The 23,596-nt window shown below is 37.9% G+C and carries 16 protein-coding genes; 11 read left to right on the forward strand and 5 right to left on the reverse strand.

Going from position 1 to position 23,596, the window contains the following annotated elements; all coding sequences use genetic code 11:
* Window positions 1-235: 235 nt before the first annotated feature.
* The 10 genes from JL102_RS13475 (at window position 236) to JL102_RS13520 (ending at window position 15,823) form a co-directional block, all read left to right on the forward strand.
* On the forward strand, window positions 236-1,873 hold the full coding sequence (locus JL102_RS13475; RefSeq protein WP_202244945.1) for an ABC-F family ATP-binding cassette domain-containing protein: 1,638 nt from the start codon (window positions 236-238) through the stop codon (window positions 1,871-1,873).
* Between the two features lie 194 nt (window positions 1,874-2,067).
* The gene (locus tag JL102_RS13480) at window positions 2,068-2,682 is read left to right on the forward strand and encodes a Crp/Fnr family transcriptional regulator (protein WP_202244946.1); all 615 of its coding nucleotides are present in this window, start codon (window positions 2,068-2,070) and stop codon (window positions 2,680-2,682) included.
* 155 nt (window positions 2,683-2,837) lie between these two features.
* On the forward strand, window positions 2,838-4,172 hold the full coding sequence (locus tag JL102_RS13485; protein ID WP_202244947.1) for a T9SS type A sorting domain-containing protein: 1,335 nt from the start codon (window positions 2,838-2,840) through the stop codon (window positions 4,170-4,172).
* Window positions 4,173-4,365: 193 nt separating this feature from the next.
* Entirely contained in the window at window positions 4,366-4,758 is a 393-nt protein-coding gene (locus JL102_RS13490; RefSeq protein WP_202244948.1) for a GxxExxY protein, read from the forward strand.
* A gap of 344 nt (window positions 4,759-5,102) precedes the next feature.
* Window positions 5,103-6,716: a type I restriction-modification system subunit M gene (locus JL102_RS13495; protein WP_202244949.1), complete on the forward strand. Its 1,614-nt coding sequence runs from the start codon at window positions 5,103-5,105 to the stop codon at window positions 6,714-6,716.
* Window positions 6,717-7,048: 332 nt separating this feature from the next.
* A complete protein-coding gene (locus JL102_RS13500) occupies window positions 7,049-8,233 on the forward strand; it encodes a restriction endonuclease subunit S (RefSeq protein ID WP_202244950.1) in 1,185 nt (394 codons plus the stop codon).
* Window positions 8,234-8,678: 445 nt separating this feature from the next.
* Window positions 8,679-12,176, forward strand: coding sequence for a type I restriction endonuclease subunit R (locus JL102_RS13505; RefSeq protein ID WP_202244951.1), 3,498 nt, complete (start codon window positions 8,679-8,681; stop codon window positions 12,174-12,176).
* A 670-nt stretch (window positions 12,177-12,846) separates the two neighbouring features.
* The gene (locus tag JL102_RS13510; RefSeq protein WP_202244952.1) at window positions 12,847-13,182 is read left to right on the forward strand and encodes a hypothetical protein; all 336 of its coding nucleotides are present in this window, start codon (window positions 12,847-12,849) and stop codon (window positions 13,180-13,182) included.
* On the forward strand, window positions 13,146-14,099 hold the full coding sequence (locus JL102_RS13515; protein WP_202244953.1) for an alginate export family protein: 954 nt from the start codon (window positions 13,146-13,148) through the stop codon (window positions 14,097-14,099). The genes JL102_RS13510 and JL102_RS13515 overlap by 37 nt, the downstream gene beginning before the upstream one ends.
* A gap of 74 nt (window positions 14,100-14,173) precedes the next feature.
* Entirely contained in the window at window positions 14,174-15,823 is a 1,650-nt protein-coding gene (locus JL102_RS13520) for a type IV pili methyl-accepting chemotaxis transducer N-terminal domain-containing protein (protein ID WP_202244954.1), read from the forward strand.
* A gap of 296 nt (window positions 15,824-16,119) precedes the next feature.
* Here JL102_RS13520 and cphA read toward each other — a convergent pair whose 3' ends face one another.
* Complete coding sequence (cphA, locus tag JL102_RS13525; protein ID WP_202244955.1) at window positions 16,120-18,750, reverse strand: cyanophycin synthetase; 2,631 nt, start codon at window positions 18,748-18,750, stop codon at window positions 16,120-16,122.
* A 116-nt stretch (window positions 18,751-18,866) separates the two neighbouring features.
* On the opposite strand from cphA, the gene JL102_RS13530 reads away from it, so the two are divergent.
* The gene (locus tag JL102_RS13530; RefSeq protein ID WP_202244956.1) at window positions 18,867-19,712 is read left to right on the forward strand and encodes a cyanophycinase; all 846 of its coding nucleotides are present in this window, start codon (window positions 18,867-18,869) and stop codon (window positions 19,710-19,712) included.
* 3 nt (window positions 19,713-19,715) lie between these two features.
* Here the strand turns inward: JL102_RS13530 and JL102_RS13535 are convergent, their stop codons facing one another.
* The 4 genes from JL102_RS13535 to JL102_RS13550 form a co-directional block, all read right to left on the reverse strand.
* The gene (locus JL102_RS13535; RefSeq protein WP_202244957.1) at window positions 19,716-20,645 is read right to left on the reverse strand and encodes an isoaspartyl peptidase/L-asparaginase family protein; all 930 of its coding nucleotides are present in this window, start codon (window positions 20,643-20,645) and stop codon (window positions 19,716-19,718) included.
* A 1-nt stretch (window position 20,646) separates the two neighbouring features.
* Entirely contained in the window at window positions 20,647-20,835 is a 189-nt protein-coding gene (locus JL102_RS13540; protein WP_202244958.1) for a hypothetical protein, read from the reverse strand.
* 616 nt (window positions 20,836-21,451) lie between these two features.
* The gene (locus JL102_RS13545) at window positions 21,452-22,966 is read right to left on the reverse strand and encodes an OmpA family protein (protein ID WP_202244959.1); all 1,515 of its coding nucleotides are present in this window, start codon (window positions 22,964-22,966) and stop codon (window positions 21,452-21,454) included.
* Window positions 22,967-23,184: 218 nt separating this feature from the next.
* Entirely contained in the window at window positions 23,185-23,412 is a 228-nt protein-coding gene (locus JL102_RS13550) for a hypothetical protein (protein WP_202244960.1), read from the reverse strand.
* Window positions 23,413-23,596: the final 184 nt, after the last annotated feature.

The following is a 23,596-nucleotide window of genomic DNA, read 5'->3' on the forward strand; positions in this document are numbered from 1 at the left end:
CTAGTTTCATCCCCCTGCATTAAACTATCCTGCTCAACAGAAAAACCTTTAAAGCCATTGCTCAACCAAACAGAAGCTTAGCAGTTACTAGAACTTCCTTATCTTAGATAAAGAAGGGCAGGGGATGATGTATAATCCTGCTTTTCCACACATCAATTAGTTTTTGAAAACAAAATTTATACTAATGATTACTTCCAAACGGTGATCTCTTAGATTTGTGGTAAATTTTAAAAGTATGATTTCAGTAGATGCCGTAGGTGTCGAGTTTAGCGGCACCACCTTATTTAGTAATATCACGTTTAATATCAACAATAATGACCGTATTGCCCTCATGGGTAAAAATGGGGCAGGCAAATCAACCCTGCTGAAAATCATTGCCGGAGTTAACAAGCCTACTCAGGGTAAAGTATCCTTTCCTTCAGAGTCAGTGATTGCCTACCTTCCCCAACATCTGCTTACTGACGACGACTGCTCCGTATTTGAGGAGGCATCAAAGGCGTTTGCCAAAATAAATAACATGAAAGTGCGTATTGATGAGCTTAACCACCAGCTGGAAACGCGCACAGATTACGAGTCTGAAGCCTACAGTAAGATCATTGAAGAAGTGTCAGAACTAAGCGAAAAGTTTTATAGTATTGAAGAGGTAAACTTTGATGCTGAAGTAGAAAAAACTTTGCTCGGTCTTGGCTTTGTACGTGAAGATTTTACCAAGCCTACCAATGAGTTTAGCGGGGGATGGCGCATGCGTATTGAACTGGCCAAAATACTGTTAAAGAAACCTGACTTGATACTGCTTGATGAGCCTACCAACCATTTGGATATAGAATCGGTGCAGTGGCTGGAAAACTTTTTAAAGAATAGCGCCAAAGGGGTAATGGTCATCAGTCACGACAAGGCGTTTGTTGATAACCTGACCAACCGCACGATTGAGATTACCAGAGGCCGTATATACGACTACCGCACCAACTACTCTCACTATCTGGAGCTGCGTAAAGAAAGGCGTGAGCAACAGCAGAAGCAATTTGACGATCAAGCTAAGCAAATAGCTGAAATTCAACAATTTATAGATCGTTTTAAAGGCACTTACTCTAAGACCTTGCAGGTACAGTCGCGTGTAAAAATGCTGGAGAAAATGGAGATTGTGGAAGTGGATGAAGTAGACACTTCGGCTCTCAATCTGAAGTTTCCACCTGCGCCAAGGTCAGGTAAATACCCTGTTATAGTGGAAGAACTCAGCAAGTCTTATGGCGATCATCTGGTATTCAAGGATGCCACTTTCACCATTGCGCAGGGTGACAAGGTTGCCTTTGTAGGTAAAAATGGAGAGGGTAAATCTACCATGGTGAAGGCCATTATGGGTGAGATTGATTATGATGGTACACTGCAGGTAGGCCATAACAGCAAGATTGGCTATTTCGCTCAAAACCAAGCAGCCATGCTGGATGAAAACCTCACTGTCTTCCAAACGGTGGACGAAATTGCTCAGGGAGATATTAGAACGAAAATTAAAGATTTACTAGGGGCATTTATGTTCAGCGGAGATACTATTGATAAAAAGGTGAAAGTACTCTCTGGTGGCGAACGAACCAGGCTGGCCATGATCAAATTATTGTTACAGCCTGTTAACTTATTGATTCTCGATGAGCCTACTAACCACTTAGATATTAAAACCAAGGATATCCTTAAAGATGCCCTGAAAGACTTTGAAGGTACTATTATCCTGGTATCACACGACCGTGACTTCCTTGATGGTTTGGCAGAAAAAGTATTTGAATTTGGCAATAAGCGCATACGTGAGCATTTTGAAGATATCAATGGCTTCCTGAGAAATAAAAAGATGGAGAACTTAAAGGAAATTGAACGCACCAAGTAAAGGGCTCCCCGAACTAGCACTACTTTTATCCCGGCCCTAATGATGTGAAGAGCCGGGATCTCAATACGCTACCACTCCATGACTGAGAAGTGACGATTTATTCACATCATAACACTTAATAAAAAGTCTTATTCCCAATTTGAATTATTTAAGAAGTATATAAATTTGTGTACCTAACGCTTTACCCAAGGCACATGAATAATTCTTCTTCTGATTTAGAGCAATTAAAGGCTTTTTTTAATTCTGTAGCACCTCTTTCTGATAACGTTTTCGCTGAGGTGATCAAATATGTGAAGAAGAAAGCTTATGAAAAGGGTGAAGCTATTCTCAGTACAGGTCAGATAGAAACAAGATCAAATTTTGTGCTTAAAGGGGTGGTGATTCAAAGTGTTTTTGATGAAGGAATACCCATTACTCTAAATATTACGTCGGCTGGGCTCGCCTTTAACAGCTTAAAAAGCTATCTGGAAAATGTTCCTTCCGAGGAAACTCATGAGGCTATAACACCTGTGGAGGTGCTCTATATTCTGAAGTCTGATCTTGAAATGCTAGCAAAGGAACATCATGAGTTTTGCTATTTTTTGTTCAAGCTACATGAAGTTATTTTATTAGACCGGGAAAATCGTATGTTTCTGCTGCAGCATAGGCAGCCAGGCAAAAGGCTTTTCTTGTTTATGCAAAATGTGGAAAGGGCTAATTATATTCTGGCAGATACACCTGATAAATACGTGGCAAGTTACCTTAATATGACTCCTCAACAATACAGCAAGGAAAAAAAGAAATATTACAGGCACTTGGATAATGATTAAGAAAGTAAAAAAATACTATAGTCTACCTGTGATTAAGCAGTAATGATAGAGAAAAAGGAAACGTCTAACAATACTTACTTTGTTATCTGGAGGCAACTTTTTTATTTTATATAGTTCGTTTTTTTGTTAGCGAATCGAAGCTTTTACGAAAAACGATGAAACCAACTATTCTATATTTCACCCTTATCATAAGTTCATTTACAGTGTTTGGTCAAGCTACAGAGGTGAGTCCTTTCCTCTTGAATTTACAAAGATCAGGTATATTGCCGCTGTCTTCAAGAACTTCGCAACAAGGCCATTTAACATCTGAACAAACTGAAATCCATCAGCTAGACAGTTTGATAACTTATGGTTTAGATGAGTCTGAGGGAGAATGGACTATTCCGTTAACCAGACGGATATTTGAATATAATGAGGATCATCACATAATCTCCGAGGAACTATGGAGTTGGGATAATAATAGGAGAGAGGAATATCCGGTTAGCAAATCAGAGTATTCTTATAATGACGACGGCTCAGTATCAGACATTATCTATTCTAAACCCGCTATTGAAGCAGGTAACTGGATACCATCACAGCAAGAAAGCTATTACTATAAAGAAGATGGTACCTTAAAAGAATCCCTACAAAAGAACTATGATATCACTAAGGGGTGGATGCTAGTTAAAAAAGAGCTTTATAACTATTATAATGGTCATTTAGGAAGTGTAGTTAAATATGTTCAAGGGCAGCAGCCTGAAGAAATGGTGGCACATTCAGCTTATCAATATGCTTATAGAGGGGGGTATCTGGAGCAAGTCTTGGCATACAAGTATATTGGTAAAAATTCTATTCCTCTAATGCGGCAGACTTATAATTACGACTATTTTAACAAGCTATTCATGGTTAGAGAGAAGTATTATGACGAAACCTCTGACAGCTGGATTCCTTCTTCTGTAAAAGGCTATTCATATGACGATGATGATGACTTTGTCAGCTATTCTATTGTTACCTACGATGGAGGTAAGGTGCAAGATATAGATAGATCAAGGTATCACTTCAACAAAGAAGTGGCTGGTGATCAGTTGATTATTCCTGATCTTGATCCTATTGAACTTATGGCCTTCCATCACATGGTAACGGATAAACATGTGTACAAACGAGATCTGGGTTCTAAGGAAGAAGTGAAAATCTCTGTGGTGAAATATTTTTATTCCAATTTAACGGTAGAGGGCCCCACTGATCCCACCAACCCAAAGCCAGTCACTGGTCTTTCAGATTCAGTAGACGCCATTGAGCTATTTCCTAATCCTGCATCAGACTATCTACATTTTAACCTACCTACAAATCATAAAGCTTTTTTAAGATTATTGGATAACCATGGCAACCAAGTGCTAAGACAGGAAATTAAAAAGGAGCAGATAGATATCAACCACTTAATTCCTGGTATGTATTTCTACCATGTTTCTTGTGGTAGTGAATCTATCAAGGGTAAGCTGATAAAGGAATAAAGTTAATTTATAACGCTAAGCCTCTTGCTTCAAAGAATGTATTAGTGCTAAACTATTGTTGAGATGTCATAAATGGAAATAGACAGCCAAAACCAAGAACATGCCGAAGCACTTGAAACATTGAAGAAACTATTGTCTTAGACTGTGATGTTTTTGATGAGTATGATAAACATGACTTCAAAGGACTTTTTATATGATTGATGATCAATACAAGTATTCTGAACTTACCGGACAAATTATTGGAGCAGCCATGGAGGTGCACAGTGCCTTGGGAAATGGCTTTCAGGAAGTGATTTATCAACGGGCACTTTCTTATGAGATGGAATTACGCAAAATACTGCATGCCCGCGAAGTAGAAATGAACGTTGTTTACAAAGGATTGCAAGTGGGTGCCCGACGAGTAGATTTTTTGGTTAATGAAAAAATCAGTGTTGAAATAAAGGCTCTTACCAAACTAGAAGATGTGCATCTAGCCCAAGCCATCAATTATTTAGAAGCCTACAACCTGCAAGTAGGGCTACTGATCAACTTTGGTGAGAAAAGATTAAAATTTCACCGATTGGAAAATAAGAAATATAAACCATGACAATTTTACACTGTGATTGCCGTGATGAACATGATAAATTCGAAAAAATCCCACCTGTAAAAAATATTCTTTAACTATGATTACTGTGATTAATATGATGACCATGATAGGAACTGCAAATCATCACATCAATCACACAAATCATATACATCACAGTTAAAGACAGTAGCTCGCAGAATATCATAAACTGTGACTCCCATGATGATTGTGATGGCCATGATAGGAGTCAAAAACATTAATTCAGCCAACTTCTGTTCTGAAAATTCATTCCACTCTCAACATTTAATACTAATTTTGAACCCAGACTTTAAGTCCTCTTTTTATATTATTCAGGCCATTCATTTATGATTACAGGAGAATTAAAATCACAGGTAGATAAAATTTGGGAAGCTTTCTGGACGGGAGGTACATCTAATCCACTAACCGTTATTGAGCAATTTACTTACCTGCTGTTTTTACGCAGGGTAGATGAAAGACAACAGCTGGAAGAGAAAAAGGCTAACCTAATCGGTGAGTCTGTACAAAATCCTTTTTACACCGCAGAAGAACAAGAACTACGCTGGAGCTCATTCATTAATAAAGAGCCAGAAACCATGTTCGACCTGTTTACGAAACCCTTGGTCAATAATAAAACGGTTTTTGATCATATGAAGGAGTTAGGCAGCCAGGCTGGGGTTTTTGCCCAATATATGAAAGGCGCTACTTTCATGATTTCTACTCCTAAACTTCTGGATCAGGTAGTGCAGATGATTGCCAAAATTAAAATGGACGACCGTGATACCAAAGGCGATTTGTATGAATATCTGCTTTCTAAAATTGCTTCTGCTGGTACCAATGGGCAATTCCGTACGCCTAGGCATATCATCCAAATGATGGTAGAAATGACCGAACCTACTGGTGAAGACCTTATCTGTGACCCTTCTTGTGGTTCTGCTGGTTTTCTGGTGGCTTCAGGCGAATATTTTCATCAGCATCATGCAGATTATTTTCACGATAAAACTTTCAGGGATCATTACAATTCAACCATGTTTACGGGTATTGAATTTGACTCTACCATGTTGCGAATTGGGGCTATGAACTTACAGCTGCATGGCATTGAAAACCCGGAGCTGATTGGCAAAGATGCCCTTAGTGAAAGTAATGATATTAAAGATCGCTTTACCCTAATTTTGGCTAATCCACCTTTTAAAGGCAGTCTGGATTATGATGGAGTGGAAAAATCATTACTGCAAACCGTAAAAACCAAAAAGACAGAGCTGCTCTTTTTAGGCCTTATGCTACGCATGCTAAAAACAGGAGGGCGGGCGGCCGTAATTATACCCGATGGTGTGCTCTTTGGTAGTTCGAAAGCACATAAGGAAATCCGCAAAGAAATTATAGACGGACATAAGCTGGAGGCTGTTATTTCCATGCCTTCCGGGGTATTTAAGCCTTATGCTGGAGTAAGCACTGCTGTGATTTTCTTTACCAAAACCAATTCGGGCGGTACAGAAAACGTATGGTTTTATGATATGCAGGCCGATGGTTTTAGTCTGGATGACAAACGTACTCCGCTAAAAACCAGACAGTCAGAAAAAGCTGCTGCTGAAGGCACCAAAGAGGCCAAAAAAGAAACTGATGAAACGCATGTGGAAATAGAGCGAGATATTACTACGCAATACAGCGATATCATCCATGAAAATAACAATATACCAGATATTATTGCCCGCTGGAAATCCTTAAATCCCCAAAACGGCAAAACATCTGATGAATATAACCGCAACCGTACCGAGCAATCATTTATGGTGCCGGCAGAAGAAATTCGTAGCAATGACTATGACCTGAGCATTAACAGATATAAAGAAATAGTGTATGAAGAAGTGCAATACGCACCTCCGGCCGAAATTATTGCTGAAATAGAAAGCCTGAATAAACAGCGATCAGAGGCACTGGAAACATTGAAGAAATTGTTGTCTTAAACTATAATTACCATGATGATTGTGATGAACATGATAGTAACTAAAAAACAATCACATGAATCACAGAGATCATATACATCATAGTTAAAAACAGTAACGTACAGAATATCTTAAACTATGATTACCATGATTATTGAGATGAACATGATAGTAAATAAAAAAGAATCACATGAATCACACCAATCATATACATCACAGTTAAAGACAGTAACGTACAGAATATCTTAAACTATGATTACCATGATGATTTTGATGAACATGATACCCAAATTTCAGCCATCACGTCCATCAAAAAAAATTATAAAAATCACAGTTAAAACACAGCATTTATCATGAAAATAGTTACTCTGGGTGAAATTTGCAGTCAAATAACAGATGGGACTCACCATACACCTACATATACAGAGAAAGGAATTCCGTTTTTAAGAGTAACGGATATTACGGGAAGTAATGAGAGTAAAAAATTTATCTCAGAAAATGAACATAGGCAATTAATCAAGCGATGTAATCCGGAAAAAGGAGATATTCTCTATACTAAAAATGGAACTATTGGTGTTGCTAAAGAAATTGACTGGGATTTTGAATTTAGTATTTTTGTTAGCTTATGCTTGCTTAAAGCAAACCCTAATTTCGTTTTTAATAGATATTTAGTTCATTATTTGAATACTAATTTCGCCTTAAGACAAGCTACACAAAATTCAAAAAAGGCAACAATTTCAAATTTACATTTGATTGAAATAAAAAAAATCAAAATCCCCCTACCACCGCTCCCCACCCAAAAGAAAATAGCGGCCATTTTAGATGAAGCCGATAAACTGCGCCAGCAAAGCAAACAACTCATAGAAAACTACAACCAGCTTACCCAATCCCTATTCCTGGATATGTTTGGGGATCCTGTGACAAATCCAAAAGGTTATCCTATATCTAGCGTAGGAGAGCAATGTAATGTAAAAGGAGGAAAGAGAGTTCCTAAAGGTGAAAAGTTAATTAAAGAGGATACCGGATACCCGTATATCAAAGCAGGTAATATTAAAAATGGTAAGGTCACCTTAAAGAATCTTGAATACTTAAATTATGAAACCAGAGAAAAAATTAAAAGATATACGGTGGAAAAGGGAGATGTTTGCATTACCGTTGTAGGAATAAATATTGGAGATATTGGAATTGTACCAGCAGAATTGGACAAAGCTAATTTAACAGAGAATGCAAATAAATTATTAATTAAAGATAAATGTCGATTAAATGGGATTTATTTAACATTAGCTTTACAATCCGATTACATTCAAAAACAAATACACAAAAAAACAATGGCTGTCGGAGTTCCTAAATTGGCATTATTCCGAATTCAAGAATTGTTAATTCTTCTACCTCCAATCAACCTCCAAAATCAATTCGCAGAACGCTTGCAGGCCATAGAAGCGCAAAAAGCACAAGCACAGCAAGAATTAGCCAAAGCAGAGGATTTATTCAATAGCTTACTACAGCGGGCTTTTAAGGGGGAGTTGGTAAAAGACTGAACCACGGATTTGAAAGATTGCACAGATGACACTGATAAAGAAAAAAATCACATCAATCATATACATCACAGTTGAAGACAATAACGTACAGCATATCTTAAACTATGATTCTCGTGATGATTATGATGGGCATGATAGAAACTAAAATAATCACATCAATCACACCAATCACATACATCACAGTTAAAGACAATAACGTACAGCATATCTTAAACTATGATTCTCGTGATGATTATGATGGCCATGATAGGTGCTAAAAAACAATCACATCGATCACACAAATCATATACATCACAGTTAAAGACAGTAATATAAAAAAATATTCTTAAACTATGATCATACCCAGAATCCTAGCTATCCTGCATATTCCAAAAATCATAATCCAGACTTATAAACTTGCATAACACTTCCAAAAAAGCTAGTTTAAAGCACTTTTTAGGATTATATGAGTAATTTTCATTTTTTAAAGGAGGAATGGCCCTCGGTTTTCAGCAAAATGAAGCTGGCTGAAGAGCGAGTTTACAGTGAGCCAGATTCTACCGGCATCAAGTGTCGCGCCGTGTTGGAGCATTGTCTGCTCACCATTTTTCAGTTGGAGCGGATTCGCTTGCCTTACGAGCCCACCATTCATAACCTGCTTACCGAGCCCGATTTCAAAGCAGAGATTTCTGATCGTTTAATGCTCGATGGCCTATTTTACGTTAAAAAAATAGGCAATGCCGCTGCTCATGCCCGGTTAGTGAGTAAAGATGAGGCTAAAAACACCATTCAGTATATGTTTGCCTTCCTGAAATGGTTTGCTCGTAATTATAGTTATCTGGAACCTGACACCCCTGATAATTTTAATTGGAGCTACGTGCCTAAAGTGGGGGCTGAAGACCGTCGTTTAAAGGAGCTCAAAGATCAAGTGCTACGTGAAGCTGCAGCTGAAATGGCAGAAATGAAAAAAAGGCTGCAGGAATTAGAAGCCAGTGAAGAAGCGGCTCGTGAAGAAGCCGAGGAAAGTGAAGCAGCTTATGAGCTTTTGAAAGCACAAAATGAAAAGGCCCTGGCCCAACTCAAGGCCCAAAAGCAAGAAAGACAAGTAACGGTAGAGCCTCCATTTAATGAAGCTCGTACCCGTAAACATTTAATAGATGCCGATTTAAAAGAAGCAGGGTGGGATAACCTGAAAGAAGGTAGAGACCTTGAATTTCCTGTCACTGGCATGCCTATTAATTCACAAAATCCTAAAGGCAATGGTTTTGTAGATTATGTGCTGTGGGATGATAACGGCAAGCCACTGGCTGTTATAGAAGCCAAGCGCACAGCCAAGCAAGCCGACGCCGGAAGGCATCAGGCATTTTTTTATGCCAATTGCCTGGAAAATATGTACGGACAGCGGCCCATAATTTTCTACACCAACGGTTATGAAACCTACCTGTGGGATGACACCTTTTACAGTGCCCAACGCAGGATTTACGGCTTGTATGATAAGGAAGAGCTGCAATGGCTCATTCAGCAGCGCAACACAAGAAAAGACATTCGCCAGGCCAACATAAATATCACCATAGCGGGGCGCCCTTACCAAACTGAGGCACTGCAGCGCGTGGCAGAGAATTTAGTTACTGACGGCAAACATGGCATCCGAGGTGCCAGGCGCAGGGCTTTGCTGGTAATGGCCACCGGTAGTGGCAAAACCCGTACGGCAGCCGCCCTGGTAGAGTTACTCATGAAAAATAATTGGGCTAAGCGAATTTTGTTTCTGGCTGATAGAAATGCGTTGGTCACGCAAGCCAAAAAGAGTTTTAATGAACATTTGCCTAATGTTTCGGCCATTGACCTCACCAAAGAAAAGGAAAACGATACCACCCGTTTGGTTTTCAGTACCTACCAAAGCATGATTGTGAGGATAGACAATGCGGTAGAAGGAGAGGAGCGCTTTTATGGCGTCGGCCATTTCGATCTTATTATTTTGGATGAAGCCCACCGCTCGATATATAATCGTTATCAGGCCATTTTCGATTATTTCGATGCCTTGATTGTCGGTCTAACTGCTACGCCTAAAAAGCATGTAGATACCAACACCTATGAAATGTTTGGCTGTGAAGATGAAGATCCTACTTTTGAATTCAGTCTGGAGGAAGCCACGCCTACCTATCTTTGTCCATTCAAAGTGAAAGATGTAGGTACCAGATTTCTGAAGGAAGGAGTAAAATACGAAAACCTGTCAGGAGAAGAGCAGAAACATTATGAAGAGACCTTTGCCCATCCGGTAACGGGCCAAATGCCCAGTGAGGCGTACTTAGACAGGGCTACAGCCTCTATTACCGAAGAGCAAAAGAAATGGCTTTTTAATAAACATACCGTCAATGAAGTGCTGGATGTGCTCATGACCCAGGGCCTTAAAATTGAAGGGGGAGATAGAATTGGTAGAACCATTATTTTTGCACTCAATCAAAACCATGCAGATTTTATTGTGAAATGTTTTGAAGAGCGTTACTCTGAAAAGCCTGCCGGGTTCATCAGCACTATTTACAATGGCATCTCTCACGTGCAAACGCTCATAGATAGTTTTTGCGATCCACACAAAGAAAACTTACCACAGATTGCTGTTTCAGTAGATATGATGGACACCGGAATAGATGCCCCTCGCATACTGAACCTGGTTTTCTTTAAGCCGGTAAAATCCTACGCCAAGTTTTGGCAAATGATAGGCCGCGGCACCAGGAAATGTCCAAATATATTCGGTCCTGGTGAAGACAAAACCGAGTTTCTGATTTTTGATATCTGTGATAATTTTGAATTCTTTGGTGAAAACCCTGATGGCATTGAAAGCGGCACGGTGAAGCCCATCACCCAACAAATATTTGAGAGCCGCCTACAGCTAAGTCAGGCCCTGCTATATAACCCTAGTGATGAGCACATGGAGCTCTCAAAAGTGCTATTAGATATTTTGCATGGTACTATTTTCAGTCTCAACCGTAAACGCTTTCAGGTAGACATGAAACTGCGCTATGTAACGGAGTTTCAAATCAGAGACCGCTGGAATAACCTCTCCGACAATGATTTGCACATCATAGAGGAGCATTTGTCTGCCTTGCCCGTGTCTGATGAAGCCAAAGAAGCCACCAAGCGTTTTGATTTGCTCATACTGAAGATGCAAATTGCCAACATCAACAAGCCCACAGCCGAGGCCTTTTACCACGAACGCTTAATGAAAATAGCCCAAAAGCTGAGCCAACTATATGGTGTGCCACAGGTACTAAGAGCCAAGCCTGTCATTGAAAAAATGAAACACCCTGAATTCTACAAAGGCCTTACGCAAAAGCGAATGGAGAAACTGAGGAAGGAAATCAGAGAGCTGGTAAGTCTGCTGGAAAACGAAGACGTAAAACCAGTGTATGCCAACTATCAAGACAGTGACCTGCGCGTGGCTGATATAGATCCTTCTAACATTTACCGTGAGGGCTCTACCATGTATAAAATGCGAGTTGAGCGGTTTATTCGTGAGAATAAAACCAACCTAACCATCTCTAAATTAGCCAATAATAAAACCATAACGCAGGCAGAACTTCAGGAATTGGAGCACATTTTATTTGACGGATCAGAGCGTGGGAACAAAGAAGATTTTCAAAATGTATACGGAGAGCAGCCTTTGGGTAATTTCATTAGGAGCATTATAGGCTTAGATGAGGCGGCAGCCCGAGCAGCCTTTGCTGACTTTTTGCAAGCCGGTACGCTACGGGCTGACCAAATGACCTTCATCAATCAGATCATTAAATACCTTACCGTAAACGGCACCATAGACAAAAAGATGCTTTTTGAACCTCCGTTTACCAATGTGAATGATCAGGGCCTAATCGGTGTATTTGATGACGGCCAAGCCACAAAAATCATCAGCATTATTAATCAGGTAAACGGCAATGCCGACGCTGAAGATGCTGCAATAGGAGGGGTGTGATAACCCGCGAGAAAATGTCATCGGTTGTGCCATGTCTATTATTAGGTATTTAAACTATTATTTGGGAAGTAAAAGGAGGAAGGTTCTTAAGTAACTATAAGCCCTATGAAATTTGAATTGGAAAGCCAAATTTTTTGATTCACCTAGTTTGGAGATTTGGATAATGGATTTATTTACAGGTTCGGGTTATTTGCTCACAAGTCTTATGGAAAAATAGGTGCGTTTTATGAGACTTATCACAAATGCATTTAGTAAAATGGTTTCACTTATATAATTATGAAAATTTAAATAATATTTTCATCGGGTATTTGAGATAGCAAATTTGTTTAAATGAACTTGCTATGAGCAATTTTTTATAAAGACTTTTACAACACTAAAAAATAATCTATTTAAGGTCTGAAAAATGTAGGTCTAAGTAAATTTTAAAGCACTTCGAATTGTATGTTTCTAGTCTTATATCAATTATTAAATAGATTCTAATCACTTTATAAAGCAGACATTGTCTCACATGATGGGTCTTTAACAGTAAACTTAATTATGGTTTAACCATAAAAACATTTTGTTTTGATTGACAATTGAATAGTTACATTATATATTGATATTGTCAATATATTTTTATTAAGTACTAATTAATGTCAACTGCTCAAGGCATAGTGTAAACTGAACCTTTATGGATGAAAAGTTGAATGAAGTTCTAGCATTTATTTTTTTTCTATGTCTTGTACAGGCATCTTATTCCCTGCTAAATGTAATAGTTCAAATTCGACCACATGGAGAGTTTAGAAATAGATTTAAGAGCTTATCCGGAAATAATGCGTATTACGCTTTTTTTATTGAACAAAGAAGTCTATTAAATATAATCTACAAACAATCTAAATTATCAGTTGGCTTAGCCCTACAAGATGTTAAAATTTGGGGTGAAACTGCCCAAATCAATAAATCTGATGGACTTTCCTCTATTCACGAGGCATGGCGGGAGTTCAATTTAATTCAAAATTTTCAATGAAAGTGGGTAGGCAAGAGCTAAATTATGATGATGCTCGAATATTAGACAATCTCGACTGGGCTGCACAAGCTAGGTCGTATGATGCATTGAAATTTGCTTATCAGGATTCATTAATGCAAGTTGATGGTGTTTTGGCCTTTAATCTAAGCGGTGAAATCCCTGAGCCAGTCAAGCTATTTAATAACATCTATAATTCGCCAGGTGGTTTTAGTACTTTAGGGGGAGATCTTCCAAATTATAAAAACCTGCAACTTTTATGGTTTAAGAGACAAATAAAAAAATCAAACTTTAGACTAATTTTAGATAATATTGGATGGCAAATGCCTGATTCTACTGTAAGCTATTTATTAACAACTGGATTCAATAGTAAAATAGTTGTCAACACCAAAATAGATATAAATGGATCTCTATACTATCAGATCGGTGAGGATATAGCAGACCGAAAAACCGAGGCATATTTGGCAGCATTGAACTTAGGATTCAAAACTAGAAGCTCCTTCCGCTACAAACTTGGATTTAATTATGTTTCTGGAAGTGAAGCTTGGGAAGGTGCGAATCAATCAAGTTCTTTTGACCCGCTTTTTGGAACCCACCATAAATTTTATGGATTAATGGATTACTTCTATGTGGGAAGTCCTCATAATCAATCTGGTAAGACTATCGGGTTATGGGATTATTATTTAGGTGGAGAACTTACATTAAGGGAAGCATTTAAGTTGCTTCTAACAGTTCATGGTTTTAGTTCATCAGTTTCTATTATAAATCAAACTCTAATTACTGAAAACCTAAATCCACATTTGGGAACTGACTTAGATTTAGTATTTAATTATAAGTACTCAGCAGACATCAACTTTAAAACTGTTTATTCACAGTATGTTGGCAACTTCAAGTATGGAAATTATAAAGTCAGACGGTAGGAAATCCGCCTCAAACTGGGCATTGCTTATGATTACAGTAAACCCATAAATTATATAACATTAAATTTATTTTTATGTTTAACAATCTTTTTAAATCATTTGCTAATAGATCTTTGCAATTTAAGTTAGGGTCTGTGCTATTATCATTTCTATTACTTGGGATCCTAAATTATTTAAGTGTTAATTTTTTTAAACAGATTCAGGAAACAGATACTGGTGTTGTAGATGCGGCTGGCAGGCAACGAATGCTATCACAAAGGATAGCTTTCTATAGTGAACAAATAATGAGAGGTCAGGATGAGGTTAAGGGTGATTTAAAAAGTGCATTGAGACTCTGTAATACATCTTTAATAGCCCTTAAAGAAGGTGGCGTTGCTCCAGGAATTGCCAATGAAAAAGTGTTACCGCCTACAAGTAAGAACATTTTGCCCACTGTGTTAAAAGCTGAAGATCTGTGGAATGAATATAGAAAAAACGCAAACATTTTAATAGAGCAGAAGCTTTACTTAGATACTTTAATAGAAGTTACGTCCATGGATACAGCGGGTGTAATAAATCACACTGAAAAGAAAAGTATTCTTAACCCAAAGACCTTGACTGCCATTACATTTATTGAACAAAATGCTGGTGAGATGCTTGTAAGGTTTAATAATATGGTGAAACGTTATGTTGAAGAAAGTAATGAAAAGCAGTCAGGTCTAGGAAAATTATTATTATCCCTATTGTCTTTAAATATTTTAATGGTGGGTGTAGGTTTTTACATAACAAATAAGTTTATAAAAAAACCTATTTGGGAAATTATTAATTATATAAAGCATTTGAGCAAGGGAGATCTGACTTATCAAATCAATCATAGTAGTAATGACGAAATTGGTACAGCTATTCAAAATCTTGGTAAACTGGAAGTAAACCTTAGAAGTGCCTCAAAATTTGCTATGGAAATTGGAAACGGGCAATTTGAATCAGATTTTGTAGTCGAGGGAGACAAAGATCAATTGGGTCTTGCATTACTAGAAATGAGAGATCGACTTTTTGATATTTCAAAAGAAGATCAAAAAAGGAATTGGGTTTCTGAGGGGTTAGCAAAATTTGGTGACATCCTTAGAAATAATCAAGGACATCTAGAAGGTATGACAGATAAAATTTTAGCTTATGTGGTAAAATATTTAGAGGCTAACCAAGGGGTGATGTTTATTGTAAATGATGATGAAAAGGATAATCCTTATTTGGAAATGGTGTCGTATTATGCTTGGGGAAATAAAAAATTCTTAAAAGGTCGCGTTGAAAAAGGTGAAGGACTAGCAGGACGTGCATGGATAGAGCAAAATACTGTTTACTTAAAAGAGGTGCCTAATGATTATGTAAAAATTACTTCTGGTCTGGGCGATACTAATCCGAAAAGTATATTAGTAGTTCCTCTTAAATTGAACGAAGAGATATATGGTATTATCGAGATTGCTTCATTAAATGTATATGAAAGTTACCAAATTGAATTTGTAGAAAAATTGGCCGAAAATGTGGCTTCAACAATATCAACCTTGAGAGTAAATGAAAGGACGCGAAGACTTCTTGAACAAACTCAACAACAAACAGAAGAAATGAGGGCTCAAGAAGAAGAAATGCGCCAAAACATGGAGGAATTAACAGCTACACAGGAAGAAATGCAACGCAAAGAAAAAGAATACCTTGAAAAGATTAATGAACTTGAAAATCGAAGCCACTAAATGATTTTGTGTATTTGTCATTAACGAACGATTCAATAACACACCCGATCGTTAGCACTAATACACTAACTAACACTCTATAGACTTCAGTGTGCTGTATTTTTTCTATTTCTGAACGCTTTGACTGCAACTTCCCCTTCAGCTCGTTTGTGGCGACAACTTTAGTGGTTTTCATCTCTTTTCTCGCAGAGTTGAATATACTGGAAATCAATTCCAACACTTAGAAAGTAATAGATTGAGATTTTTTGTGGATTAATACTAAAATTAAATGAGAATATCATTAACAATCTTGAAGTTTACTCGAAGTCATAGAGTCTTTTGGCCTCATCTTCTTTGAATTTCATGATTAATTGCAGTGATTCTTGAACGGCATCAGTACATAATACCAGAAGTGAACCTTCCTCTGCTGTGTTTATAGCAATGGCTACAGCTTCATTCTCTTGAGTAATAATAGATACTGGCTTATTAGGATCTACACTTTTTATACCACTATAAACCATTTCAATAATTTCATCTTCAGTTTTACCTCTCAGGTTTTTATCTTGTCTTATAATGACTTTATCAAACATACTGGCAGCTACAGCTCCTATTTCTATATTATCTTCCACTCTTCTGTCTCCAATTCCTGCTATAATGCCCACTTTAGGATAACCGTCCATTTTATCTATCATTTGCTTTAGGGCACTGAGACCGGCAGGATTGTGAGCATAATCTACCAAAACATCGAAATGCCTGAATCTAAACATATTAAGCCTTCCGGGAGTCAGAGCAGGAGAAGGAACAAATGATTCTAACGCCAGCTTCATATCCTCGATAGAAAAATTTTCAATATAGCCCGCTAGTACCGCAGGTAGTAGATTTTGGATCATGAAAATGGCTTTTCCTTCAAAGGTTAGGGGTACATTTATAGCCTTAGAAACTCGCATTTTCCATTCTCCTTTGCAAATGGTGATATATCCGTTTTCATAGATAGCGTACAAACCACCTGATTTTCCATGTTTGATAATTCTCTCATTATTTTCATCCAAAGAAAAGAGCGCGACATTGGATTTTACACTTTCTCGCATTTCATATACTAAATCATCATCTGCATTGAGTATAGCATAACCATGAGGAAATACAGTATCAGGTATAACACTCTTTACCCTAGCTAGTTGCTCTATAGTTTCAATGCCTTTTAAGCCCAGATGGTCAGCAGCAACATTAGTTACAATGCCGATATCACAATTTTTAAATGCTAATCCAGCTCTTAACAAACCACCTCTAGCCGATTCTAATACAGCAAAATCTACTGTCGGATCTTTAAGTACAAATTCAGCACTGGCAGGTCCTGTACAATCACCGGCCATCATAAGCCTATTTTGAATGTAAACACCGTCTGTGGTAGTATAGCCCACCTTGTAGCCTTTCATTCTTGCCATATGAGCAATGAGACGGGTGGTAGTAGTTTTTCCGTTTGTGCCTGCTACAGCTATTATAGGAATTCTGGAAGAGGAGCCAAGAGGATAAAGCATATCCAAGACATGTCCGGCTACATTTCTAGGTAACCCTTTAGTAGGAGACAGGTGCATTCTAAATCCCGGCCCTGCATTAACCTCTAATACTGCGCCACCGGTTTCAGGAAGAGGCTGACCAATATCCGTGGTAATAATATCTATGCCACATATATCCAAGTCTATGATTTTGGCTATGCGCTCTGCCATAAAAATATTATATGGATGTACAAGGTCAGTTACATCCTCAGCCGTGCCGCCTGTACTTAAATTAGCAGTGTCCTTGAGCTTGAGTACCTCGCCATCATTTAATACAGAAAGAGGTGTAAGTCCTTTTTCTTCTAAAATATTTAAGGTCATATCATTAACCTCTATAAGGGTAAGTACCTTTTCATGCCCATAGCCGCGCTTGGGGTCCTGATTTGTCAGGTCTATAAGCCCTTGAATAGTAGTTTTTCCATCACCAACAATATGTGCGGCAGTACGTATCGATGCTGCTACCAGTTTATAATTAATGACTAATAAGCGATAATCTTCACCTTCTAAATATCTTTCTATAATGATAGCATTGGAAATTAACTTTGCAGAGGCAAAGCCATGTAGTGCCTCATTCCAGGTTTGAATATTGGTGGTAATTCCTCTGCCGTGGTTGCCACTGACTGGTTTAATTACCAGAGGATACCCGATATAGTTCACGGAAGCTTTTAATTCCTCTTCCGTTCTTATGATTTCTCCTCTAGGAACGGGTACTTCTGACTTTTCTAATAGAAATTTCGTATCCTCTTTATCACACGCTATTTCTACCCCAATATTGCTGGTTTGACTGGTTACAGTGGCCTGAATTCTTTTTTGATTTACTCCATATCCCAATTGACAGAGTGAGTTCTGGTTTAAGCGCATCCATGGAATATTTCTGGCTTCAGCTTCTTCTATAATAGATCCGGTACTAGGCCCTAGCCTTACCTTTTCTCTTATTTGCCTCATTATCTGAATATCTGCTTCAAGATCGTAAGGCTTATTCTCTACCAGTGCCATGGCCAACCTTACAGCAGCTTTAGCCGAATATAGACCAACTTCTTCTTCCATATATGAGAATACCACATTGTAAACCCCTTCCTCTCCATAACCACGTGTTCTGCCAAAGCCGGTATCCATTCCCGCCAAGGTTTGGATTTCCAGTGCTATGTGTTCTATCACATGACCGATCCATGTTCCGGCTTCAACCCTCATAAAAAATCCACCGGGGCATCCTTCTGAGCATGAATGCTCATAGAGGGTGGGCAATTTTTCTTTTATTCTTTCATGAAAACCATCAATAGTATTGGTAGGTCTCTGCTCCATATCACCGATGTCCAGCACCATTACTATCAATTTATGCCTGTTTACAGACCAATAATTTGGGCCACGAAGGGCGTGTATATCTCTAATAATCATTAAAATGGGATTAGTTTACAGGCGGGCTATTATTTTATATAAATGTAGGTTATTTAATAGAATTAATAACCATTTTTGTGATAGTATATATAATATATTAAAAAATTACAAAGTAAGTGATAAAAGGAACGTTAATACCAGTAGGTGGGAGTGAAGCAAAGGGAAAGAGGGAGAAGTACGGACTTGATTTTATTGAGGAAGGTATTCTTGCTAATGTAGTAAAAGAGTGTGGGGGGCCGGACTGTAAAATTATAGTCATACCCACGGCATCCAGCATTCCTCGAAAGGTGGGAGGCAATTACCTGAAAGCTTTTAAAGAATTAGGATGTACTAATGTTTCTGTTTCTCATATTAACGACAGAGAACAGTGTAATGATGAAGAAACGTTAAAGCACTTCCAGAGCTCACATTGTGTCATGTTTTCTGGCGGTGATCAGTCAAGAATTGCTGATATTATTGGGGGTACTGAGTTACACGCATTGCTAATGAAGAAAGTGCAAAAGGAGAAATTTGTGATAGCAGGTACAAGTGCAGGCGCTATGGCTATGTCTCATCAAATGATTGCTGGAGGTAGCATTAAGGAAGCCATTATTAAAGGTGCCGTTTTAATGAGTAAAGGGCTAGGATTTATGCCTGAACTTGTTATTGATACACATTTTATAAGAAGAGGGAGGTTTGGGCGATTGGCAGAAGCTATTGCTATACACCCCAAATTAATAGGGATTGGGCTGGCTGAAGATACAGGCCTTGTCATTAAAAATGACCACTTCAAAGTAATTGGTTCCGGTATGGTGGTGGTGCTAGATGCCAGTGGGTTAACACATAATGCGCATGGACATTTAGAGAATGGAACGCCTATTTCGCTCTCAAATCTCAAAACCCATATTTTGGCTAATGGAGATCAGTTTAGGGTAGAAGACGAAAAAATATCAGTTATCTCCATCCATGGTTCGATCTTCTAACTATCAAGCATATATATATACTTGGTTCTTACCTTGAGAATTTCTATGTCCTCGATACATGCCTTCGGTATTAAAAGATAAAGAAGTGTTTCCTTGAGAATCAACTGCGACTAAGCCGCCATCGCCACCAATTTTAGGTAAACGATGTTGAATGACTTCCTTGCAGGCCGCAGCTAGGCTTAAGTTTTTATACTCCATCAGGCAGCTTACATCATAGGCCACAACACCACGAATAAAGAACTCTCCACTACCGGTGCATGACACAGCGCAGGTGAGATTGTTCGCGTAGTTGCCAGCACCAATCATTGGACTATCACCAATGCGACCAAATCTCTTATTAGTCATGCCACCGGTAGAGGTGGCTGCAGCCAGGTTGCCATATTGATCTAAGGCTACAGCCCCTACGGTGCCGAATTTTTCATCTATATTAGACGAATGGTCCAATTGAAACTGGTCGGTATTTTTTAATCTCTGCCACTGTTTATATCGAAATTCATCATAAAAATAAGAGGCGTCTTCAAAATTGCAGCCCATTTCACGAGCAAATTCTTCAGCACCCTTACCTGACAAAAATACATGTCCTGATTTTTCCATGACTAACCTTGTTAGCTTTATAGGGTTTTTTATCCCCGAGATAGCCGATACAGCACCGGCCTGAAGGTTCTTTCCTTCCATAATAGAAGCATCCATTTCATGAGTGCCTGCAGCGGTAAATACAGCACCTTTACCTGCATTAAAAAGTGGGCAGTCTTCAAGAAAGGTAACTACTGCTTCCACTGCATCCAGAGAAGATTTGCCTTTTTCCAGTATTTTATAACCTATATCTAACGCACCTTGCATCGCCTCCAAGTAAGAATGTTCTTGCTCTGGGGTTATGGATTTTTTTAGAATAGTTCCTGCTCCACCATGAAGAGCCAATGCTATATTGGTCATATTAATAAGTCTGAAGTTCCGCAAACAACTTCTGAAGCTCTAATCTGGTTTTGTTAAGTTTAAGAGCCAGATTGTCGAGCATAGACTCCTTCTGGGATTCTTCAAATTCGAAATCTTCATCACATAAATTTGAGAATCTTCTCTTCAGCATGATCTTCTGTTCTCTCCAACTTCTAGTTATTTTCATCATTGCATTACCATTTATATTGTCTAATTAATTTTTTAAATGTCTCTTCTAAATTCAATGTTTAATAAAGAAAAAAAATGATGGCTTTATCTTTTTCAGGCACCTGTTAATTTTTAATAAGAGCTAAAAAATCAGATGATTATTAAGTCTTATTGGAATAAAATTTCACAAAACCCAAAATTTGTAATTTTGATGATTAGCGGTTGAAGTTACTTCTTTATTAAGCAATTCTATAATATTACTTTCAATTGCTTCCGCAATAGAAGTGATATGGGTATCTATAGCAATATTTATAAAGGGACCCTGCATTCTAAATGCAGCTTTTTTCTTGCAAGAAAAATACAGTTAACAGAGATGAACTAACACTCCATAAATCAGTGAATTAAAAGTGTAAGACATACTCGGGTGCTCAGTGTACCTCATAGCATTAATAACGTAAAATATTTATCTATTGTTAATTGTAACTCCTTCGGTTAGTCTTACAGTAGGCCTATCTGAATTTTTACGGTAATAAGATTCATAATATTCTTAGAAATGATAAACGAGTGTGTTTAAAAAATGAAAGGCCAAAACATTTCACCGCCTTGGCCCTTAAAATATTATTCATTAATATAAAGTATTATTCATTACTCCCTAAACTAAGAGTTGTATCTCCAATCGTGGGTACAATAATGACGTCTATCCTACGATTTTGTGTTCTTCCCTGCTTGGTTTCATTGTTAGCTACCGGTTTACTCTCTCCATATCCAGTAGTGCTAAACCTCGATTTATCAATATTTATATTAGCACTTAAGTAGCTAAGAACGGCGGCAGCTCTTTGTTCAGAGAGCTCAAGGTTATTGTCATCCGCTCCCTGAGAATCAGTATGCCCTTCAATGACTACGCTGGCATTATCAAAGGTACCAATGGCCTTTTCAAGCTTAGCCAACAGAGCATAGTCTTCTTGTTTTATTTCTGCTTTGCCTATGTCAAAATTGACTCCCACCATTCTGATGATAATATTATCCTTTTGACGGAAAACAAGCGCTTCTTCAGCATTAAATATTTGTTGAATCTTGTCGAATTTACTGTCTATATCAGCGATACGATCAATTCTGGCTTGTAATACCTGCTGTCTTTTCTGGGCTTGCACGGCATCTTCAGAAAGCTGACCTTCCATATTTTCCTGTATTTTTTGTTGTTCAGCTAGCATTTCTGTCATATTTTGGTTGGCCATTTTGCTGTTATAAAGCTCGGCTTCCAGGCTTGAAATTCTGAATGCATCCTTGTTTGTTTTGGTCAATATTTCAGACACAGGACCCTGTATACCTTTGTCAAATTTTAAATCGAGATTGAGGTTTTCACCTATTGTGTTTAAGGGCTCATATACCATAAGAATATAATCTTCTGCTTCGAAATCCCGGTCAGCCAAAATCTCCTCTTGCTGGGCAATGTTCATGGCTAATGATGCTTTATATTCAGCTTGCTTAGCTAAATATCTTGCTTCATCTGTATCGTAACGATTTTCTACCAGCTCTTTCTCTGCCTGATTAATTAGTCCTTTAGCTTCATTAAAAGTTTTAGGGGCACGTTTATCTACTTTGTTATCATCAGCGTGTTCTAATAATTTTTTTGCATTGGTAAGGTAATTAGCTTTTATAGATTCAAGCTCCGCTTTTCTATATAATTCAGAGGCTGTACTTGCTTTTTCCTTGGCGTCATCAGCATCTCCTTTTTCAAGTTCTTCGGCCGCATCTTTCATGGTTTCTTCAGCCTCCATCCAGCTGTCTTTGCTAAAGGATCCTGCTTCTGCATTAATAGCATCTTTTCTGGCAGATAATGAGTTAGCAAACATAACCGCGCTTACTTTAGAATTATCGATGGCCTCTGTAAATTTTCCACCTGCCTGGGTTATATTTTGTTTAATTTCAGAGATTTCTCCGTCGTCTTTGTAAGCATCCTTAGCCTTTTTATAGGCCTCCATACCTTCTTCGTATGCTTTGGGAGATAATACATCGGCTTGTGATTCCGTGGCAGCTAACATGATCTTGTCCACATCATTAAAAAGCGATGTTTGCATTCCTTGGCCATAAATATAGGCGCCAGAAATAAACATGACCGTTATGGTGGTTAATAATTTTATTATTTTTCTCATATGATTTTTATCGATTTTAATCGACTTTAACTTCTAAATAGTTGGTTTATATACCGAAAAGAATTTTTATTTCTTTTTAGCTATGATAAAGTTCACTCATTTATGTGAGGAGTATGTTATACAATCATTCTTGTATATTACATATATCACACACCTGTCTATATATCACTCTTAATCAACGAAATTCTTCTTTTTTATCTCCAAGAGTCCATCTAAGGTTAAACGGCATATGGATTCATTTTTTGTTTTAGAAAATAAACAACTCGTTTAAAAGGGTTACGAGGATACCACCCCAATAATGAGGCGTCATTGATGTAAATGGGGTTATCGGGATGGTATTTACAAACTACGAATTCACTTTTATTAAACTCTATGGTGGCCTTCTTTCCCCTCTTGTTTTGAATATGGAGCGGCAACCCCATAGACATGATTATCATTTTATTCATATTGGTAAGGTTTACAATTACCTATACGAATTCCATACAGTTAATTGACTAAAACCTGTGATCTATATAATACTCCTGATTTACTCTGTAAGGTATAGCGTGTTAATGATTGACAACTTTGCAACAGTGGTTTCTGAAATACAATTTAGCAAAACCCTTCTATTCTACCCTTTAAATAACTTAT

It is taken from the genome of Fulvivirga sediminis, from assembly GCF_016757215.1.
Taxonomy (GTDB): domain Bacteria; phylum Bacteroidota; class Bacteroidia; order Cytophagales; family Cyclobacteriaceae; genus Fulvivirga; species Fulvivirga sediminis.

What these genes read in the sequence shown, in the direction of transcription:
- JL102_RS13475 (WP_202244945.1), top strand. Translation starts at nt 236, where the DNA reads ATGATTTCAGTAGATGCCGTAGGTGTCGAGTTTAGCGGCACCACCTTA.
- JL102_RS13480 (WP_202244946.1), top strand. Translation starts at nt 2,068, where the DNA reads ATGAATAATTCTTCTTCTGATTTAGAGCAATTAAAGGCTTTTTTTAAT.
- JL102_RS13485 (WP_202244947.1), top strand. Translation starts at nt 2,838, where the DNA reads ATGAAACCAACTATTCTATATTTCACCCTTATCATAAGTTCATTTACA.
- JL102_RS13490 (WP_202244948.1), top strand. Translation starts at nt 4,366, where the DNA reads ATGATTGATGATCAATACAAGTATTCTGAACTTACCGGACAAATTATT.
- JL102_RS13495 (WP_202244949.1), top strand. Translation starts at nt 5,103, where the DNA reads ATGATTACAGGAGAATTAAAATCACAGGTAGATAAAATTTGGGAAGCT.
- JL102_RS13500 (WP_202244950.1), top strand. Translation starts at nt 7,049, where the DNA reads ATGAAAATAGTTACTCTGGGTGAAATTTGCAGTCAAATAACAGATGGG.
- JL102_RS13505 (WP_202244951.1), top strand. Translation starts at nt 8,679, where the DNA reads ATGAGTAATTTTCATTTTTTAAAGGAGGAATGGCCCTCGGTTTTCAGC.
- JL102_RS13510 (WP_202244952.1), top strand. Translation starts at nt 12,847, where the DNA reads ATGGATGAAAAGTTGAATGAAGTTCTAGCATTTATTTTTTTTCTATGT.
- JL102_RS13515 (WP_202244953.1), top strand. Translation starts at nt 13,146, where the DNA reads ATGGCGGGAGTTCAATTTAATTCAAAATTTTCAATGAAAGTGGGTAGG.
- JL102_RS13520 (WP_202244954.1), top strand. Translation starts at nt 14,174, where the DNA reads ATGTTTAACAATCTTTTTAAATCATTTGCTAATAGATCTTTGCAATTT.
- cphA (WP_202244955.1), bottom strand. Translation starts at nt 18,750, where the DNA reads ATGATTATTAGAGATATACACGCCCTTCGTGGCCCAAATTATTGGTCT.
- JL102_RS13535 (WP_202244957.1), bottom strand. Translation starts at nt 20,645, where the DNA reads ATGACCAATATAGCATTGGCTCTTCATGGTGGAGCAGGAACTATTCTA.
- JL102_RS13540 (WP_202244958.1), bottom strand. Translation starts at nt 20,835, where the DNA reads ATGATGAAAATAACTAGAAGTTGGAGAGAACAGAAGATCATGCTGAAG.
- JL102_RS13545 (WP_202244959.1), bottom strand. Translation starts at nt 22,966, where the DNA reads ATGAGAAAAATAATAAAATTATTAACCACCATAACGGTCATGTTTATT.
- JL102_RS13550 (WP_202244960.1), bottom strand. Translation starts at nt 23,412, where the DNA reads ATGAATAAAATGATAATCATGTCTATGGGGTTGCCGCTCCATATTCAA.